Origin of the sequence: Phytoactinopolyspora mesophila (assembly GCF_010122465.1) — a bacterium.
In the GTDB taxonomy this organism is placed as follows: Bacteria; Actinomycetota; Actinomycetes; order Jiangellales; family Jiangellaceae; genus Phytoactinopolyspora; species Phytoactinopolyspora mesophila.
Genome location: NZ_WLZY01000004.1, coordinates 482,663 through 499,170 on the forward strand (window position 1 = coordinate 482,663; position 16,508 = coordinate 499,170).

Annotated in this window: 13 protein-coding genes and 1 tRNA gene; 9 read left to right on the plus strand and 5 right to left on the minus strand. The window is 66.8% G+C overall.

Annotation, left to right across the window (positions count from 1 at the left end):
* Positions 1-134: 134 nt before the first annotated feature.
* From F7O44_RS14595 to F7O44_RS14615, 5 genes are all read left to right on the plus strand, one after another.
* On the plus strand, positions 135-758 hold the full coding sequence (locus F7O44_RS14595; RefSeq protein ID WP_162450959.1) for a hypothetical protein: 624 nt from the start codon (positions 135-137) through the stop codon (positions 756-758).
* A 35-nt stretch (positions 759-793) separates the two neighbouring features.
* Complete coding sequence (locus tag F7O44_RS14600; protein WP_162450960.1) at positions 794-1,918, plus strand: efflux RND transporter periplasmic adaptor subunit; 1,125 nt, start codon at positions 794-796, stop codon at positions 1,916-1,918.
* Positions 1,915-2,655 (plus strand): ABC transporter ATP-binding protein, encoded by a 741-nt coding sequence (locus tag F7O44_RS14605; protein WP_162450961.1) that lies wholly within the window; start codon positions 1,915-1,917, stop codon positions 2,653-2,655. The genes F7O44_RS14600 and F7O44_RS14605 overlap by 4 nt, the downstream gene beginning before the upstream one ends.
* The gene (locus F7O44_RS14610) at positions 2,655-3,860 is read left to right on the plus strand and encodes an ABC transporter permease (protein WP_162450962.1); all 1,206 of its coding nucleotides are present in this window, start codon (positions 2,655-2,657) and stop codon (positions 3,858-3,860) included. Before F7O44_RS14605 ends, F7O44_RS14610 begins: the two co-directional genes overlap by 1 nt.
* Positions 3,861-3,932: 72 nt before the next feature.
* Positions 3,933-5,255, plus strand: coding sequence for a cytochrome P450 (locus F7O44_RS14615; protein WP_162450963.1), 1,323 nt, complete (start codon positions 3,933-3,935; stop codon positions 5,253-5,255).
* 121 nt (positions 5,256-5,376) lie between these two features.
* On the opposite strand, the gene F7O44_RS14620 is transcribed toward F7O44_RS14615, so the two are convergent.
* On the minus strand, positions 5,377-5,982 hold the full coding sequence (locus F7O44_RS14620) for a hypothetical protein (protein WP_162450964.1): 606 nt from the start codon (positions 5,980-5,982) through the stop codon (positions 5,377-5,379).
* A gap of 331 nt (positions 5,983-6,313) precedes the next feature.
* A tRNA-Arg gene (locus tag F7O44_RS14625) sits at positions 6,314-6,389 on the minus strand.
* A gap of 140 nt (positions 6,390-6,529) precedes the next feature.
* Between F7O44_RS14625 and F7O44_RS14630 the strand changes: the two genes are divergently transcribed.
* Positions 6,530-7,135, plus strand: coding sequence for a TetR/AcrR family transcriptional regulator (locus tag F7O44_RS14630; RefSeq protein WP_162450965.1), 606 nt, complete (start codon positions 6,530-6,532; stop codon positions 7,133-7,135).
* Positions 7,132-7,971: an NAD(P)H-binding protein gene (locus F7O44_RS14635; protein WP_162450966.1), complete on the plus strand. Its 840-nt coding sequence runs from the start codon at positions 7,132-7,134 to the stop codon at positions 7,969-7,971. The genes F7O44_RS14630 and F7O44_RS14635 overlap by 4 nt, the downstream gene beginning before the upstream one ends.
* 30 nt (positions 7,972-8,001) lie before the next feature.
* Here the strand turns inward: F7O44_RS14635 and F7O44_RS14640 are convergent, their stop codons facing one another.
* Both F7O44_RS14640 and F7O44_RS14645 read right to left on the minus strand, forming a co-directional pair.
* The gene (locus F7O44_RS14640) at positions 8,002-8,463 is read right to left on the minus strand and encodes a hypothetical protein (RefSeq protein ID WP_162450967.1); all 462 of its coding nucleotides are present in this window, start codon (positions 8,461-8,463) and stop codon (positions 8,002-8,004) included.
* Between the two features lie 138 nt (positions 8,464-8,601).
* Entirely contained in the window at positions 8,602-9,573 is a 972-nt protein-coding gene (locus tag F7O44_RS14645) for an NAD-dependent epimerase/dehydratase family protein (protein ID WP_162450968.1), read from the minus strand.
* Positions 9,574-9,696: 123 nt separating this feature from the next.
* Here F7O44_RS14645 and F7O44_RS14650 point away from each other — a divergent pair, with 123 nt between their 5' ends.
* Positions 9,697-10,443: a TetR/AcrR family transcriptional regulator gene (locus F7O44_RS14650; RefSeq protein ID WP_162450969.1), complete on the plus strand. Its 747-nt coding sequence runs from the start codon at positions 9,697-9,699 to the stop codon at positions 10,441-10,443.
* Between the two features lie 133 nt (positions 10,444-10,576).
* Positions 10,577-14,674, plus strand: a complete 4,098-nt coding sequence (locus tag F7O44_RS14655) for an AAA domain-containing protein (RefSeq protein ID WP_162450970.1) — start codon at positions 10,577-10,579, stop codon at positions 14,672-14,674.
* An 830-nt stretch (positions 14,675-15,504) separates the two neighbouring features.
* On the opposite strand, the gene F7O44_RS14660 is transcribed toward F7O44_RS14655, so the two are convergent.
* Entirely contained in the window at positions 15,505-16,476 is a 972-nt protein-coding gene (locus tag F7O44_RS14660) for a helix-turn-helix transcriptional regulator (protein WP_162450971.1), read from the minus strand.
* Positions 16,477-16,508 lie beyond the last annotated feature (32 nt).

Genomic DNA, 16,508 nt, shown 5'->3' on the forward strand with positions numbered 1-16,508 from the left:
AAGACGCTTAATGGCTGACTGGAAGCGTAGAGGACGACGGAGGGCCCCGGAGATCCCTGCCGCGTCCGCCGGGGTCATCGGGAGCCCCTCCGTCGCTAAGTCACCGAAATCAACTCGTCCCCGGGAGGACGATCATGACGAATCTACGATTGCGAAGCTGCGTGCCGGCAGGGATCTCACAGCGGGGCCGAACCGGGCCAGTGCTTGGATTGCTCGTCACGGCCGCGCTGACCACGACGCTGGCCGCCTGCGGATCCGATGACGCGGGCGGCGACAGTTCGGCGTCTGCTGCCGGCGAAGGCGCGGAGGCGAGCGAAGAGCAGCTGATCCTCGGCTTCTACCAATGCCTACGCGATAACGGGCTCGACGTGGCCGATCCAGATCTGGAAGGCAGCGGTCCGCAGGCAGGCGGTGGACCGCCAGGCATCGATACCAACGATCCGGCCGCGATGGAGGTTGTGGAGCTGTGCCGGGACGCCGTTCTGGGCGATGTCGAAGGACCGATGCAATTCGGTGATGGAGCGGGCGGGAACATGGCCGACACGTCGTCGCTGATCGAGTTCGTCAGCTGTATTCGTGACCAGGGCATCGATATGCCAGACCCGAGTTCTGACGGACGGCTGGCCATGCCCGACAACGTCGATCCGCAATCCAACGAGTTCCAGGCAGCGGTTCAGGAGTGCTCGGAGCATCTGGATGGCGGCGGCATCAGGATGGGTGAACCCGGGGGCGGCGGGGTCGCGGGCCGTGGGAACTGACCGGCCGACAGGCGAGCGGAGAGCGGTGATTCGACATGACTGACCAGGCAACGGAGATCGACGCGGAGATCGACGAACCACATCGCCGTCCTCGCCGGTCCCGCCTGCTATGGCTGGGTCTCGGCGTGCTGGCGGTGGCCGGCGCGGGTACGGGCTACTGGTATACCACTCAGGACGAGGCGGCGGACGCCACGAGCCAGGAGGCGGATCGGGCGGTCGCGACGGCGGAGGTTGGCCGGGACACGATCTCGGACACTCGGAGCTTCGACGGGACGCTGGGCCACGGCGAGGCGTTCACCGTGGTCACCGCCGGGCAAGGCGTCATCACCGGCATTGTTGACCAGGGCACCGAGGTCGAACGCGGCACCGAGTTGTTCCGGTTGGACCAGCAACCAGTCGTCGCCCTGCACGGAGCGGTCCCGATGTACCGCGATCTGCGGCCCGGAGCCGTGGGTGCCGACGTCGAGCAACTCATCTCGAACCTGACCGAGCTCGGCTACGCCGATTGCGAAGCCGAAGACGAGTTCACGTGGTGCGTCGAGGTAGCCGTCCAGGAATGGCAGGAAGACATCGGCGCCGACGAGACCGGTCTGGTGGCGCAGACCGATGTGGTGTTCGTTGCCGACGGCGGCCGGGTCGACACCATCCACACCGGCGTCGGCGGTGTCGTCAGCCAGGGGTCGCCGGTATTGGACCTCACCGGCTCCGACCACATTGTCAGTCTCGACGTGGACGTGCGAGACCGTGACCTCCTCGCCGTGGATACCGCCGTCGCGGTTCGCCTGCCGGGTGGAGACGAGGTCGACGGCCAGGTGAGCGCGGCCAACGTCGTTCCGACGGGTTCAGGAGGGGACGGCTCCGAGGGCTCCGAGGATGCCGTCGCTCGCGTCGAGATCACCCTGGACGAAGCGGTGGACGAGGCTCTGCTTGGTTCCCCCGCGGACGTGATCATCGAGGTCGACGAGCGCGTCGACGTGCTCACCGTCCCCGTGATCGCCTTGCTGGCACTACCAGGGGGTGGTCACGGCGTCGAGGTGGTAGCCGACGACGGCACTACCGACCTTGTTCCGGTGGAGACCGGGCTGTTCGCTGGCGGCCACGTCGAGGTCACCGGCGACGGCATCGACGAAGGCACCGTCGTACAGGTGGCGGGCCGATGAACGAGGCGGTTGTACATCTGGAGGTGGTCTCACGGGTCTATCCGGGCAACCCGCCGGTGCGAGCGCTGGACCGGGTCAACCTGACCATTCGCGCCGGAGAAATGGTCGGCATTGTCGGGCCTTCGGGGTCGGGCAAGTCCACCATGCTGAACATTCTCGGTACGCTCGACCGGGCCGACGCCGGCGCCGTGCACATTGACGGGCATGACATCGCGACCCTCTCCGACCGGCAGCTCTCAGCTTTGAGGGCACACCGGATCGGGTTCGTTTTCCAGCAGTTCTTCCTCTCTCCTGGTGTCACTGCCCTGGACAACGTCGCCGATGGGATCCTGTACACCGGGTTGTCTCTGCGCAAACGCCGGATCCGGGCACGTCGCACTCTGGAACGGGTCGGGCTCGGAGACCGGGCCCACCATCGGCCTCATGAGTTGTCGGGCGGACAGAAACAACGCGTGGCCGTAGCCCGCGCTCTGGTCGGGAAGCCAGCGATCCTGCTCGCGGATGAGCCGACCGGAGCGTTGGATTCGGCATCTGGGGCGGCGGTCATCAAGCTCCTTCACGAGCTGCACGATGCCGGCACCACCATCGTCGTCATCACCCATGATCACGGCATTGCCCGAGAACTACCGCGACAGGTCCACATCCTCGACGGCCGAATCGAATCCGACGAGCGGGCTTATGGTGGACCCCGCGGGTCGAGATACCACCATGGCGCACCGAGGAAGGTGGGCCGGTGATGATCACTCCCAAGCCTGCCCCTCCGCACATGCGCCCAGCTGACACCCTGCGGGTGGCCTTCTCGGGGCTGCGGACGCGACCCCTGCGCGCGGTGCTATCCGCGCTGGGGATCGCGGTCGGCATCGCGGCGATGGTCGCCGTCGTCGGGATCTCGGCCAGCAGCCAGGAGCAGGTCAATCAGCAACTGCGTGAGCTGGGTACTGACATGCTCACCGTCCAGGCGGGGACCTCCTTCAGGAGTGATGAAGCCAAGCTGCCCGAAGACAGCGTCGACATGGTTTCCCGGATCGAGCAGGTCGCAGCGGTCAGCGCAATCGGCACGGTCAATGACGCTGCCGTCTACCGCAACGAGCTCATCGACCCGAACCAGACGAACGCGCTCGCCGTCTATGCTGCTCACACGGATTTGCTCGCTGCGGTCAGCGGCACTCTCGACGAGGGGCGATGGCTCGACGATGCCTTGGCCGCCTACCCCGCCGTGGTGCTCGGTGCCACCGCTGCCGAGCTGCTGGGTATCACCAGGACCGACGGCAGCGTCGAGGTGTGGCTCGGCGGCCACTGGTTCACCGTCGTCGGGATCCTTGATCCGACACCCCTGGCGCCTGAACTGGACATGTCGGCCATGATCGGCTGGCCTGTGGCCCAAGAGTTGCTCGGGTTCGACGGTTCACCCACCACCGTCTACGAACGGTCCCATGAGTCCGACGTCGACGATATCCGCGCACTCCTGCCCGCCACCGTCAACCCGGCCAATCCCGAAGAGGTGGCCGTCAGCCGTCCGTCGGATGCGCTCGCCGCTCAGGTCGCCGTGGACGAGACGCTGACGACACTGCTGCTTGCCCTCGGGGGTGTCGCTCTTCTCGTCGGAGGAATAGGAGTAGCGAACACCATGGTCATCGCCGTTCTGGAGCGCCGCTCGGAAGTGGGTCTGCGTCGAGCCCTCGGCGCCACCCGCGCCCACGTCCGGCGCCAGTTCCTGGGTGAGTCGATCCTGCTCGCGGGTCTCGGCGGGATCGGGGGCGCGGTGCTGGGTGGTGTCGTCACGGCGGCGTTCGCCTATAGCCGCGGCTGGTCTCTCGCTCTTCCGATCTGGGTCCTCGGGGGCGCAGCCGGCGCCACCGTCCTCGTGGGCGCGCTGGCCGGCGTCTATCCAGCGGCCCGAGCTGCCCGGATGCCGCCCACCGCAGCCTTGGCCTCAGCCTGAGCGCGGTCTCCTTTGGGAGAGCTGATTCAGGGTGCGCTGGTGTGATGTCCGGCGGGCTCATAGCGTTGCGGTATGGGCCCGCCAGGCACGCTGCCGTTCCTCGGGGACCTCATCGCGTTCGGCTCCGATCGGCTCGGCTATCTGTCGCGTGTCGCCGACCGCGACGGTGACGTGGCCCGGATCCGCCTGGGACCGTACCAGTGCTGGCTGGTGACACATCCCGACGATGTCAAGGCTGTGCTTGTTGATCACACCGATCGGTTTCGTAAAGGACCGGTGCTTCAGCGGGCTCGTTTCGTCCTGGGCGACGGACTTCTGACGGCGGAAGGCGAGGTTCATCGGCGGCACCGCAAGCTGGTGCAACCGGCGTTCCACCCGCAGCGGATCGGCGGTTATGCCGAGACGATGATCGCCCGCGCCGCGGACACGTCGGGGCACTGGGTGCCGGGCGTCCCGCTGGATCTCCACGCGGAGACGGTGCGCCTGACGCTGGCCTCCGCGGGATCCGCGCTGCTGGGCGCCGATGTCGGCGATGACGACGTGCGTACGGTGGAGGCCGCGATAGCCGATCTGATCAGTGCGTACAAGCTGGCGTTCGTACCCTTCGGCTGGAAGTTGGAGCGAGTCCCAGTCGGCCCGATCCGGCAGCTGCGTCGTGGCCGGGAGAAGCTGTACAGCGTCGTCGACCACGTCATCGAGGCGCGTAAGTCCACGCCTGCAGATGCGGGAGACCTCCTCTCTTCGTTGGTCCATCCAGTCGACGGTGAACAGCTGTCCGATGACGAGATCCGCGACCACGCGACCACACTTCTGCTGGCCGGACACGAGACGACCGCAAATGCGCTCGCCTTCGCCTTCCACCTTCTGGCTTACCACCCAGCCGTCGAGTGCCGGGTACAAGACGAGATCGACAGCGTCCTGGACAAGGATGTCCCCGATCCGGACGATGCCGACCGCCTGCCGTTGTGCCAGGCGGTGATCTCCGAGTCGCTGCGGCTGTATCCGCCGTCGTGGATGATGGCCAGGCAGGCACTGCGAGAGCTTCGGCTGGGTGACCACGTTGTCCGAGCCGGAGACTTGGTCTTGCTGTCGCAATGGCTCGTGCATCGTGATCCGCGCTGGTGGCCGGACCCGGAGATGTTCAGGCCGGATCGGTGGCTCGACGGCAGTTCCAAGCAGCGACCCCGGTGGTCGTACTTTCCGTTCGGCGCTGGGGTGCGCCGCTGTATCGGAGCAGAGTTCGCCTCGACCGAAGGTGTCCTGGCTCTCGCCACGATCGCACGCCGGTGGCGGCTCCGGCCGGTGCCGGAACGTCGCCTGGTACTGGATCCGTTGATCACCCTTCGCCCGCGTGACGGGTTGTGGCTGCGTCCACAGCTTCGACGTCCGCGCTGAGCCCACGCGCGTGTATGGATGTCAAGAAGACTCGGGTCCGTGAGCTGGCTCGGCTGTGCGGGCGGTGGGTCCGCGCCGGACCCACCGCCCCTGGCCGGGTGCGAGTCTGTTCTGCGTCGCCTCAACGGTGCGAGGCGAACCAAGGCTCGTGCAGATCGAGGTAGTGGACGTCCTCCAGGAGCGCCCTCTCCTCGTCCATGAGCTGGCGGGCCATGGCGCTGAGCTCGCGTTGTTCGCCTTCCCTTGCCTCTGCCTCGCTGGTGAATGCGACCGTCTCCGTGACGATGCCGTCGTCATCGATGGCGATGGTGCCGCCGATGATCTCCGGGCGCTCGCTGGCGAGGACTGAATCCGTCTGCTCGATCAGCGAATGCATCCGGTCGCGATCTTTGACCCTGCCCTGGATCACCTGGACGAATCCGGCGTCGTCGGAGCCACCGCCGAGGAACATCATGACGTCCCTGCAGTCGTGGAACGTCACCTCGCCGTCGAAACACTCGGACATCTCGCGCCACCAGGCGTCCTGTTGTGGACGCTGGCTGTTCCTGCGCGCTGCCTCCTCCGACTCGAACCGGACCGTCCCGACGAACATCCCGTCGTCAGTGATGCCGTAGGTGCCGCCGAGCCAGCCGTCAGCGTTCGGTGCGAACTCAGCGAGCCACCGGTCCATTCCTGCACGCAAGCGTTCTTCGTCGCGCACATGACCCTGGATGACCTGGATGAACATGGCGACCTCCCCCAGGTCGCGATCCCCGCGGACCTCCCGATGACGTCCGCTCGAGGGACGTGACCGTTCCTCAATCTACGCCGGGAGAACGGCGACGTCGATAGGGGACTCGTGCCCGCGCTGTCGTCATCCAGTCAGTAGCTGCCAGCCCCCGCCAGTGGTCGACGAGCGTGTGGGATGGCACGTTGGATACACGCTGTAAACCGAGTTTTCGACGACATCAGCGTGTATTCACCGTGCCATGGTCACCGCGATACAGCCGCTGAAACCAAAAGACGGCCGAACCCACCACTATTGGGTTCGGCCGTCCACAATGTCTCGAGACATCACATGGTGCCCTCGGCAGGATTCGAACCTGCGACACTCCGCTTAGGAGGCGGATGCTCTATCCCCTGAGCTACGAGGGCATGCGCCAGCGCCGGGTCTCGGAGACGTGCCGCCGCGCCCGTACAGCGTACTAGCCGCTGGATCGTCGCCCGTCGGTACACGCCTTGTTGGAGGGTATGGCGTGACGTATGGCTGTACCGTACCGTGATACGGTACAGCCATGACGAACGAGGGGCGCCGACGCCGAGCCGGCGGCGAGCGAAGAGAAGAAGTCCTGGATATCGTGGTCGAGGTGCTCGCGAGGCGCGGGTACCAGCAGACACGTTTCAAGGACGTGTCCGAGGCCAGTAGCGTCGCGGTGAGCACACTGCAGGGCTATTTCGGCTCCCGCGAAGACATGCTGATCGAAGCCCTACATCGAGCGACCGAACGTGAGGTCGCCACGATGGAACGGGAGAGTCGCGACATCGATGACCCATGGCAGCGGTTGGTGTGGCTGATCGATCGTGGGATCTCCACACCCGTCCCGGTCTGGCGGATGTTGATGGAGTTCTGGACCGCTGCGGCACACGACGCGGAGCTGCGGCGGAACAGTCTGGACTTGCAGGCTCGCTATCGGCAGCCGTTGACGGCTGCGATCGAGCACGGCCGTGACAAGGGAGACTTCACGCTGAGACACGAGCCGGCGGCGGTGGTCGACGTCGTGGTGGCCGCGCTGGACGGGCTGCTCTATCCGCGGGTACTCGAGCAGCCGCGGCCGGACAGCGACGGTTTCCGGCACGTGCTCTTGGACCAGCTCGCCAGCACGCTGGGGGTCCGATCATGACGGTGCTCGTCACCGGCGCCAGCGGCAAGGTCGGCCGCCACGTCGTCCAGGCGCTCGATAGCCGTGGGGTGCCCGCTCGACCGGCTACTCGGCGCAGCAGTATCCCGCTGGACTGGACCGACCCGGCCGGGTGGAACGCGGCGCTCGCGGGCGTCGACCGGGTCTTTCTCGTGATGCCGGGAGGCGACGACGGGCACCGCTCGGTCACCGGGCTGGGTCGTCGGGTGATCCGCTTTCTGGACCTGGCAGAACAGTCGGGTGTCGGCCGAGTCGTGCTGATGACGGCGATGGGGATGCAGTACGTGCCCAGCGAAGTCGATCAGCGGGCAGTGGAGTTACGCGTTCAGAGCAGTTCGATGCGCTGGACCATCCTCCGTCCCAACTGGTTCTACCAGAACGTGACCGAAGGGCCGCTGCGCGACCTTGCCGAGGCGTATGCCGGGCGGTTGTTGTTGCCGACCGGTGATGCCGCAGTGAGCTTCATTGACGCCCGGGACATCGCGGCCGTGGCCGTGGCTGCCCTCGTCGCCGACCACCACGGGCACGAATACACGCTGACCGGATCGGAGAGCCTGACCTTCGCCGACGTGGCATCTCTGGCCTCGGCAGAAGGTCTCCCCGTCACGGCGTACGAGCATGTGCCCGTTGCGCAGTTCCGTCACGCCGTGCTCGATCTGGGATGGGAACCCAGCTACGTCGACACGATGTGCCAGTTGTTCGCGACGATCGCAGCCGGCCACGCCGCGCACATCTCGCAGGACGTGCCCAGCGTGCTGGGCCGGAACCCCACCACATTCACCGAGTTCGCACAGCAGTGGCAGGCCTCGATCGCGTAGGCCCAGCCTTGGTGCCGGTGACCTTAGTTCTTAGTCCAGGACGCCGCAGTCGGCACCCAGTTCCACCAGTCCTCCGACATATGCGCTGGTGAGGGTTGACGCGTCGGAAAGGTCGTCTTCGGACACATCGTCGTCGTCCTCCAGGCTCAGCCATGCATCCCGTGCTGGCGGTCCGAGGGCGACGATGGCGTCCACTTCGTCCTGAGCCATGTCTTCGGTGAGCGGCGGGAGGTCCTGAATGCGCGTGTTCAGGGTTTGTACGCCGGCTGACACGGTCTCGAGGTTGTCACTGTCCAGCCGGCTCTCGCTGCCCTGGGTGAGGAGCGGGTATTCCTCGGCTACCGCGAAGCACACGTCGCCGGCCTCGTCGACCCAGGTAGTCATCGAAACCGGTGCGTTGTCGTCGCGTTCGGTGCCTTCTCCAACCAGCATGGTGTAGCCGACATAGGTGGCGGCGACGACGATCAGCAGCGTTGTCAGCAGGGTCGCCACGACCCTTTTACTCGAGGGCCGTGGAGCCGGCGCTGCGCTGATTTCCTCGAGTAACCTCACCAATGACTCCTCACAAGAAGCGAAGATCCGCCGCCCGGAGGGACGCCGGAGCGATTTACCCCGTCACGGCGCGCAACTCTAGCTCGTTTTGCTCTTTTGTCCAGAGCCTTGCTGGTAGTGGGCGTGCCGCCAGTGATCGACTGTACTCTCCAGGGTTATGTCCCACGGCGTGGGATACAGGCCGAGATCGTCGCTCGTCGCAGTGGAGTCGATCTCCCACGGTTGCTTGAATTGGTACAGCACCCCATCCAGTTCCCGCAGCAGCGCGGAGAACGGGTAGAACGGCCGCAGCATGCCCCGGCGCACCCGGCGGACTCGTGGTGCCCGGGCTCCGGCGAGCTGAACGGCCTGTTCCACCACCGCTCGCGCTGAGACCGGCGGTGCCGTAGGGACATGCCAAGGCCGTCCCCACGCACGCTCGTCAGTGCCCAGTACGGCCAGCGTGCGGGCGACGTCGGGCATGTATGTCCAGCTGTGCGGCGCGTCAGGGTCGCCGAACATGTAGACCGGCTTCCCGGCCACGGCGGCCAGTCCGTACCGGGTTATCAGGCCGCCGTTGGGCCCGACGCCTGGTCCGATGAAGTCCGATGCCCGCGCTTCGGTGACCCGAACACGCCCGGCCTCGTGGGCCGCGAGCGCGTCCTGCCACATGCGGGCCCGCAGCATCCCCTTGTGATCGCTCGGGGTGAGCGGATGGTCACGGCTGATCGGTCCTTCCACCGGACCGTAGCCGTAGAGGTTGCTCATGGTGACCAGTACGGCTCCGGTTGATTCAGCAACGCTGAGCATGGACGCGGCCAACGGGGGCCACGACCTTTCCCACAGCGCGTATGTGGGCGGATTGGCGCAGTTATAGAGCGCGGCGGCGCCCGTCACGTGTGGCAGGAGCGCTGAGCGGTCAGCCGCGTCGGCTCGGATCAGCCGGATGTGCGGATGGGCAGGTCCGCTTCCAGAGCGGGTGACGAGGCGGACCTCGTGCCCGGAATCGGCCAGTTCAGTGGCGAGCGTGCTGCCCACCGCGCCGGCGCCGACGATCACATGAAACGACATGGCTCCTCTTTCAGAATGTGAGCACTGCTCTCGAATAGGACCAGTGTCCACCTAAGCGCTGCTTTAGTCAAGAGCAGTGCTCACAATTGTGTTGCCTGCTCTTGAGATGGCAGAATGTCCGGCATGCCGATACGGGGAATCCGAGAACGGGTCCGCGCGGAGCTGATCCGGGAGATCAAGGACGCGGCCCGCCGCCAGTTGGCCGAACATGGCCCGGACGGACTCTCGGTACGTGCCGTCACGCGGGAGATGGGTATGGCGTCGTCGGCGGTCTATCGTTACTTCCCTAGCCGGGACGCTCTGCTCACCGCGCTGATCGTCGACGCGTACGAGGGAATCGGCCAGGCCGCGCAAACGGCCGACGCCGAGGTGCCGCGGGCCGACTACCTGGGCCGGTGGCTGGCGGTATTCCGGGCCGTTCGTGCCTGGGCGCTGGACCACCCGCACGAGTACGCCTTGATCTACGGATCGCCGGTACCCGGCTACGCCGCGCCCGCGGACACCGCCGCGCCGGCCAGCACCGTAGCCCTGGTGCTGGCCAGGATCGTCGCGGACGTCGTGGCCGACCCCGCGATGCCCACGTCCCTGGCCGAACCGGCCGAAGGTGTCAGCGACGCGTTGGGTCATGACATGGAGGTCGTGAAGGAATACATACCGCAGGTTGTGACTGGCGCGGATGAGACCTTCACGCATGCCGACGCGTCCGCCGTCCTGCACGTCATCGATGCCTGGACCATGTTGTTCGGCGCGGTGAGTTTCGAGTTGTTCGGTCACTACAAGAACGTGGTGACCGCGCGGGGGGACTACCTCGACCGGTTGGCGCTGCGTGCCGCCGCGCCTTTCGGAATGACGGCGCCACGTGTGCCGTGATACATGCAACATCGAGGACTCCGACGCCACCTCACCGCCGATGATCACCGGCTTTACCCATTCGTACGGCTTGTCTGCGTCGCTCTGGGCGAGTCTCTGAACTACTCTCGGCGGAGTGAGGGAGAGTGAAAGCGTGAGCCAAGTGGTGGAACGGTGGAGAGATGAGCTCGCCGGGCTTGGTGGACGCGATCCCCTTCTGTCCTTCCGGGACCTGAAGGTTGGCACGCTTGACTTGGCCGCTGCCGAGCCCGAGGCGCGCCGGTTGCTGCTCGAGGGTGAGGAGACGCTGCTCTCAAAGCTCTTTCCACATGAGCCGTTACGCAGTTCCGCATTGCGTTCCACCCGTGCCATCCGGGACAAAGCGCGTGAACTCTTCGACGAACGCGGCCTGCACGTCTCCCTGATGGCCATCGGCATCGCCACCTGGTCCAACCCCTTCGTGGCGCACCGGCCCACCGCTCCCGTGCTGTTGCGAACGGCGACGGTGACGGCGCGTGATCCTGCCGAGACCGATTTCTCGATCACCGTGGCCGACGACCCCATCGTCAATCCGGTCTTGCTCCACGCATTGGACACCCAGCTAGGGCTCCGGTTCCATGCGGATGATCTCCGTGATCACTCCGGGCAGCTCAAATACCCCACGGTCGTCGAGCGGCTGCGCGAGTTCGCGCCCGCCCATGTGGTCGACGGATTCTCCATCGCCCATCGCGCGGTACTCGCGACGTTCGCCACCGCTCCGTTGCTGCTGAGCCGGGATGTCGAAGACCTCGGTGGCGAGATCGAGCAGCATCCGGTGATAGCCGCGCTGGCCGGTGACGACACCGCGCGCGCCGCGGTCAGCACCGCCGTGGCGCCGTCCGTGCCGAGATACCTGGCACTTGATACCGACGCCGACCAGCATGATGTCATCGCCGCTGCGGCGGGCGGCGGCAACCTGCTGGTCGACGCCCCGCCCGGCAGTGGTCGTACCCAGACGGTGGCCGGGATAGTGGCCGAGTTGGCCGGCCGTGGCCAGCAGGTGCTCGTCGTCGGGCAGAAACGGGCCACCATCGATGACCTGATGGCCCGGCTCGAAGCCGCGGGGCTCGACGACCTCGTCGTCGACCTTGGCAGTATGTCACCGGCGGAGGCTGTCGAACGTGTCACCGACCAGGCGCAGTCGCTGCGAGAGACGGCCGTCGAGGAGCAGGTCGAGTCCGTCGATGAGCTCGCCGCCAGCCGGCTGCGGACCGAGCTCGACGCGTACCGCGAAGCTGTCCATCGAGTCCGTGATCCGTGGCAGATCAGTGCTTACGATGCCATGCTGGTCACATCCACATCGCCTCAGCGCGCGCGTACGTCGGTGCGGCTGCCGATGAGTTCGCTCGAACGGATGACCGCCGCGTCGACGCTGGGAGCCGCGCTACGTGAGTACGCCGAACTCGAAGGTCTCACCCTCACGCACGAAGACTCGCCGTGGTTCGGCTCGGAGATACCGAGCCGTGATGCCGCTGACTCCCTGCTCACCACCGTCGTCGGACTGCGTGATGTTTACCTTCCGCAGCTGCGTGATTTCGCCACCCGAGCGGCGGTGGAGGTCGGCCTCAGCGGGCCGGCCACGGTCACCGAATGTGTCGAGGTCGTTCAACTACTGACTGACGTTGAGCGCACCGTCAAAGACTTCGGGCCCGGAATCTGGACCGAGCCGATCGACGACCTCGTCGCGGCCACGGGCACCAGGGCCGAGCGAGCCGAGAGCCCGAGCCGGCCAGGCTTCTTCGCCCGGCGACAACTGCGGCGTAGAGCTTTCGATCTGGGCGGGCGTTCCGGCCGGCACCAGCGCGAGGTCCTCCACGCCGGTCTCGTCGCCGCGCGTGACCAGCTGGCCAGTTGGAAGCGGTGGTCGCGCGACGGCAAACTGCCCCGCACGGGTGAGTACCTGGCCAGAGCGGCGGACGCGGTGACCGCGATTCAGCGACGCCTGGCAGTACTCGTTCAAGCCAACCCGCGAACCAAGGACTTCCCGGACGTCTCGTTCGCGGAGATGGCACGGCGACTGAACGATCTCGCCACGGACGAGCAACATCTCCGGGCAATGCCTCGGCTGATCAAACTCAAGGCCGAGCTCAGTGCTGCGGGCCTGGACGAGCTCATCGACGACCTGCGACGCCGGAAGATCCAGCCGGATGCCGTCGAGGATGTCCTGGAGTTCGCCCGCCTCGCCTCACTTCTCGAGCATTGGCGGACGCAGGACGCGGCGTTGCGGCAATTCGACACCGAGGCACACCGGCGCAAGATCGAGGAGTTCTGCCGCGCGGACCAGGCGGACGTGCGCAACGGCGCGAACCGGGTCCGTCAGGCCCGTGCCGGCCACTTCGCGCAGATGAGTGAAGAGTTCGAGGGTCAGGCGGAAGTCCTGGCGGGCTCCGCCCACGATCCCACGTCCGAAGCCATGCGGACGCCACGAACCCTGCTCGAGACCGCTCCGGACATCGCGCTGGCGGCGGTGCCGTGCTGGGTCATGTCACCGCTGGCCGTGGCCAGTACGTTGCCACCGCGCAGGCTGTTCGACGTCGTGATCGTCGAGGATGCCGCCCGGCTCGCCGTCGCACAGGCTGTTCCGGCGCTTGCCCGCGGTGAACGCGTCATCTTGATGTCCGACGAAGAAGTCGCCGTCACGGATTTCACGACGGCTTTCGAGCCGGCACCCGACCCCGACGAGCAAGAAGGCCCATGGGCCGGGGATCCACCTGCGTCCGTGGCCGAGACACTGCGCGGGATCCTGCCGGAGCGCGGCTTGCGCGGGCAGCACCGTTTCCGGGATGACCGCTTGGTGGGCTTCGCCGCTCGTACGGGGTATGCCGGGCGGATCAGCACTGTGCCCGCGGCGAGCGGCCAGGAGCGTCTGGTGCTCGACCGGGTGGACGCCCCGTCCGGCGGTGATGACCCGGTCGACAGCTCTTCGGCCGAGGTCAACCGGGTGGTCGAGCTTGTCCTCGAGCATCTCCGGGCCCGGCCGCACGAAAGCCTGGGGATCGTCACCCTCGGCCCCCGGCACGCCGAACGGTTGGATGCCGCCCTGCGCCGAGCGCTGGTCCGAGCGCCCGATGTCGCCCCGCTGCTGAACGACGAACGCGCGGATCCGTTCTTCGTCAAAGACGTGGAACGGGCCGCGGGTGATGTCCGGGACGCGATCGTACTGAGTCTCGGATACGGCCGTTCGGTGGACGGACGGATCCTGTACCGCTTCGGCGCGTTGGGCCGTCCTGGCGGCGACCGTCGCCTCATGTCGGCTACCACCAGGGCCCGAGAACGGTTGACCGTAGTGTCCACGTTCGGTGCCGAAGACTTGAGCCCGCGTCGCCTGACCACCCCCGGCGCGCAGGCATTGGGTGATTTCCTGTCGTACGTGGAGAGCGGAGCGCGCGCGCTGGGAGATGAGCCGACGCCCGGTGCCGATGCGCTCGCCGAGGCGGTAGCGCACCGGCTGCGTCAGGCAGGTGCGGCCGTGGAGGTCGGCTACGGCGGTCCAGGTGGCGTGGCGGTGGCGGTGCGGCATCCGACGCGTCGTGACCGGTTCGTCCTAGCCGTCGAAACCGATGCGGACAAAGGACCGGCCATGCGCTCGGCCACCGTGCGCGAACGGATCCGGCCGATGATGCTGGAACGGCTTGGCTGGAGTGTGCACCGGGTCTGGGTGGAGGAGTGGGCCGACGACCCAGACGACGCGGGCAAGCGTTTGGTCAAGGCCTACGAGGACGCGGTCGCGGCCGCGGACGCCTACGACTGGGCGGTGGCGGCCGCTGAGGCGGACGTCGTCGCCGGAATGCCCGAAGAGATCCTCGATCCACAGCCGGCGAGCCAATCCACCCCTACGGGTTCGGACACGGCGTCGAGCGAAATCGAGGCGGACTCGGCCAGTGGCGCTGAGCCGGGGGGCGACGAGCCGTCGGACGCCGCTTCCTTGGAAGAGGCCGACGAAGCTGAGCCGGCGGACGGACCCGGACCACGTGCGGCGCGGCGGGTCGGCGTGCGGCCCGAGATCACCGCGGGAATGCTCGTGCCTGATTACACCTGCCGCGAGCTCGCCGCGCTGGCCCGCTGGATCGAATCCGACGGCATGAGCCGCCAAGAGGATTACGTCGTCGATCTGATGACCGTCGAACTCGACCTGTCGATGGACGACGCTCGCACCAGGGACGTGCTGCGCCACGCCGTTCGGGTCGCCCGCGCCGGCTACCCACCCAAATGAGGCTCTTGTGACCTTTCCGTGGGTGAGTTCATGGGGGGCCGCTGCTGGCGGCTCGTGTTGCCCGGGGGCTTTCGGCGGGGTCCAGTTGTGGTGTGTCGCGTTCGTCGGGTGGTTGCCGCTGGTTGTGAAGATCGTCGTGTGAACCGCGACCGGCGGCAGGGGCGGTATTCGGGGTCGTGGAGATCGTCGTGCCGGCCAATGCCGCTGTGCGCCGTGGGGATTCACACGACTGGGCACACACCCGTCGTGAAGATCGTTGTGTGAACCACGACGGGCCGGCGGGGCGGTCTTCGGGGTCGTGGAGATCGTTGTGTGAACCGCGACCGGCGGCAGGGGCGGTATTCGGGGTCGTGGAGATCGTCGTGCCGGCCAATGCCGCTGTGCGCCGTGGGGATTCACACGACTGGGCACACACCCGTCGTGAAGATCGTTGTGTGGTGTGAACCGCGACCGGCGGCAGGGGCGGTATTCGGGGTCGTGGAGATCGTCGTGCCGGCCAATGCCGCTGTGCGCCGTGGGGATTCACACGACTGGGCACACACCCGTCGTGAAGATCGTTGTGTGAACCACGCCGGCGGTCCAGTGGGGGCGGGCGGTTCGAGCAGGCACGCCACCTAGCCCCAAAGGGCCCGGGCATGCGCCACAACACCCAACCGCCCACGGACACACCACCCGCCAAGGCGCTTCCACCCACGGACACGACAGAAGCGTCCCAAATGATCATGTTTGGCGGGTTTCCTCGTGCCTCAACAGGCCTGTAGGCATCGTGACGCACGAGATGTCCTGGTAACGCCGATCGTTGCGCGGACGGCTGTGGCTCGCCGGGGGAGTCATCTCCCGCCCGCCGAACTGGCCCGGCCGTAGCGAGCGGACAGGGTGCGGAAATGCTCGATCAGCTCCACGGGCTCGATCACCTCGAAGTCCACGCCCACCAGCCCGATGTAGACCGCCAGGTCGCCGAGCGAGTCGTTGCTCGTGCTGAGAACGCACGTGTTGGAGTCGATCTCCTCCAAGGTGCCCACGGCCGGGTTCAGCCGTTGTCGCATCGCCTCAAGTGGAGCGTGCAGCCGCACCTTCGCGTGGTATCGGCGTGGTGCGACCGAGACCTGCCTGGCTACATAGGCGGCGATGTCGTCATCGGGCAGTGGGCGCGGGGCGAAACGCGCACCTACGGGTGTGCAGGTCGCCACCCGGTCGATGCGGAATGTCCGCCAGTCGCTTCGGTCGAGATCCCAGGCCACGAGGTACCAGCGCCGTCCCCAGCGCACCAGCCGGTAAGGCTCGACGGAGCGACGGGTTTCCTCCCCGTTGTGGCTGCGATAGCCGAAGCGCACGCGCTCGTGGTCCCGGCTGGCGGCGGCCAGTACGGTCAGGGTCTCGGAGTGCACCGTGGGTGCGGGGCTGTCGTACGGAACGGACACAGTGAAGGTCTGCAGCGCGTTCACTCTCCGCCGTAGCCGGCTCGGCAAGACTTGTTCGAGCTTGGCAAGGGCTCGGATCGACGTCTCTTCGATACCTTCGACGGCGCCCGCGGCGGCGGTGCGCAAGCCGACGGCTACGGCAACGGCTTCGTCGTCGTCGAGCAGCAGCGGCGGCATCTCGGCGCCGGCGCCCAACTGGTAGCCACCCGCGGCGCCCGGCGTGGATTCGACGGGATAGCCGAGCGTCCGCAGCTTTTCGATGTCGTTGCGGACGGTCCGGGTGCTGACGTCAAGGCGGGCGGCAAGGTCCGGTCCGCGCCACTCGCGGCGAGTCTGGAGGAGGGAGAGCAATCTGAGCAGGCGGGCCGACGTTTCCAACATTCTTCAAGAATGCCAGTTATTGCGGAACGTAG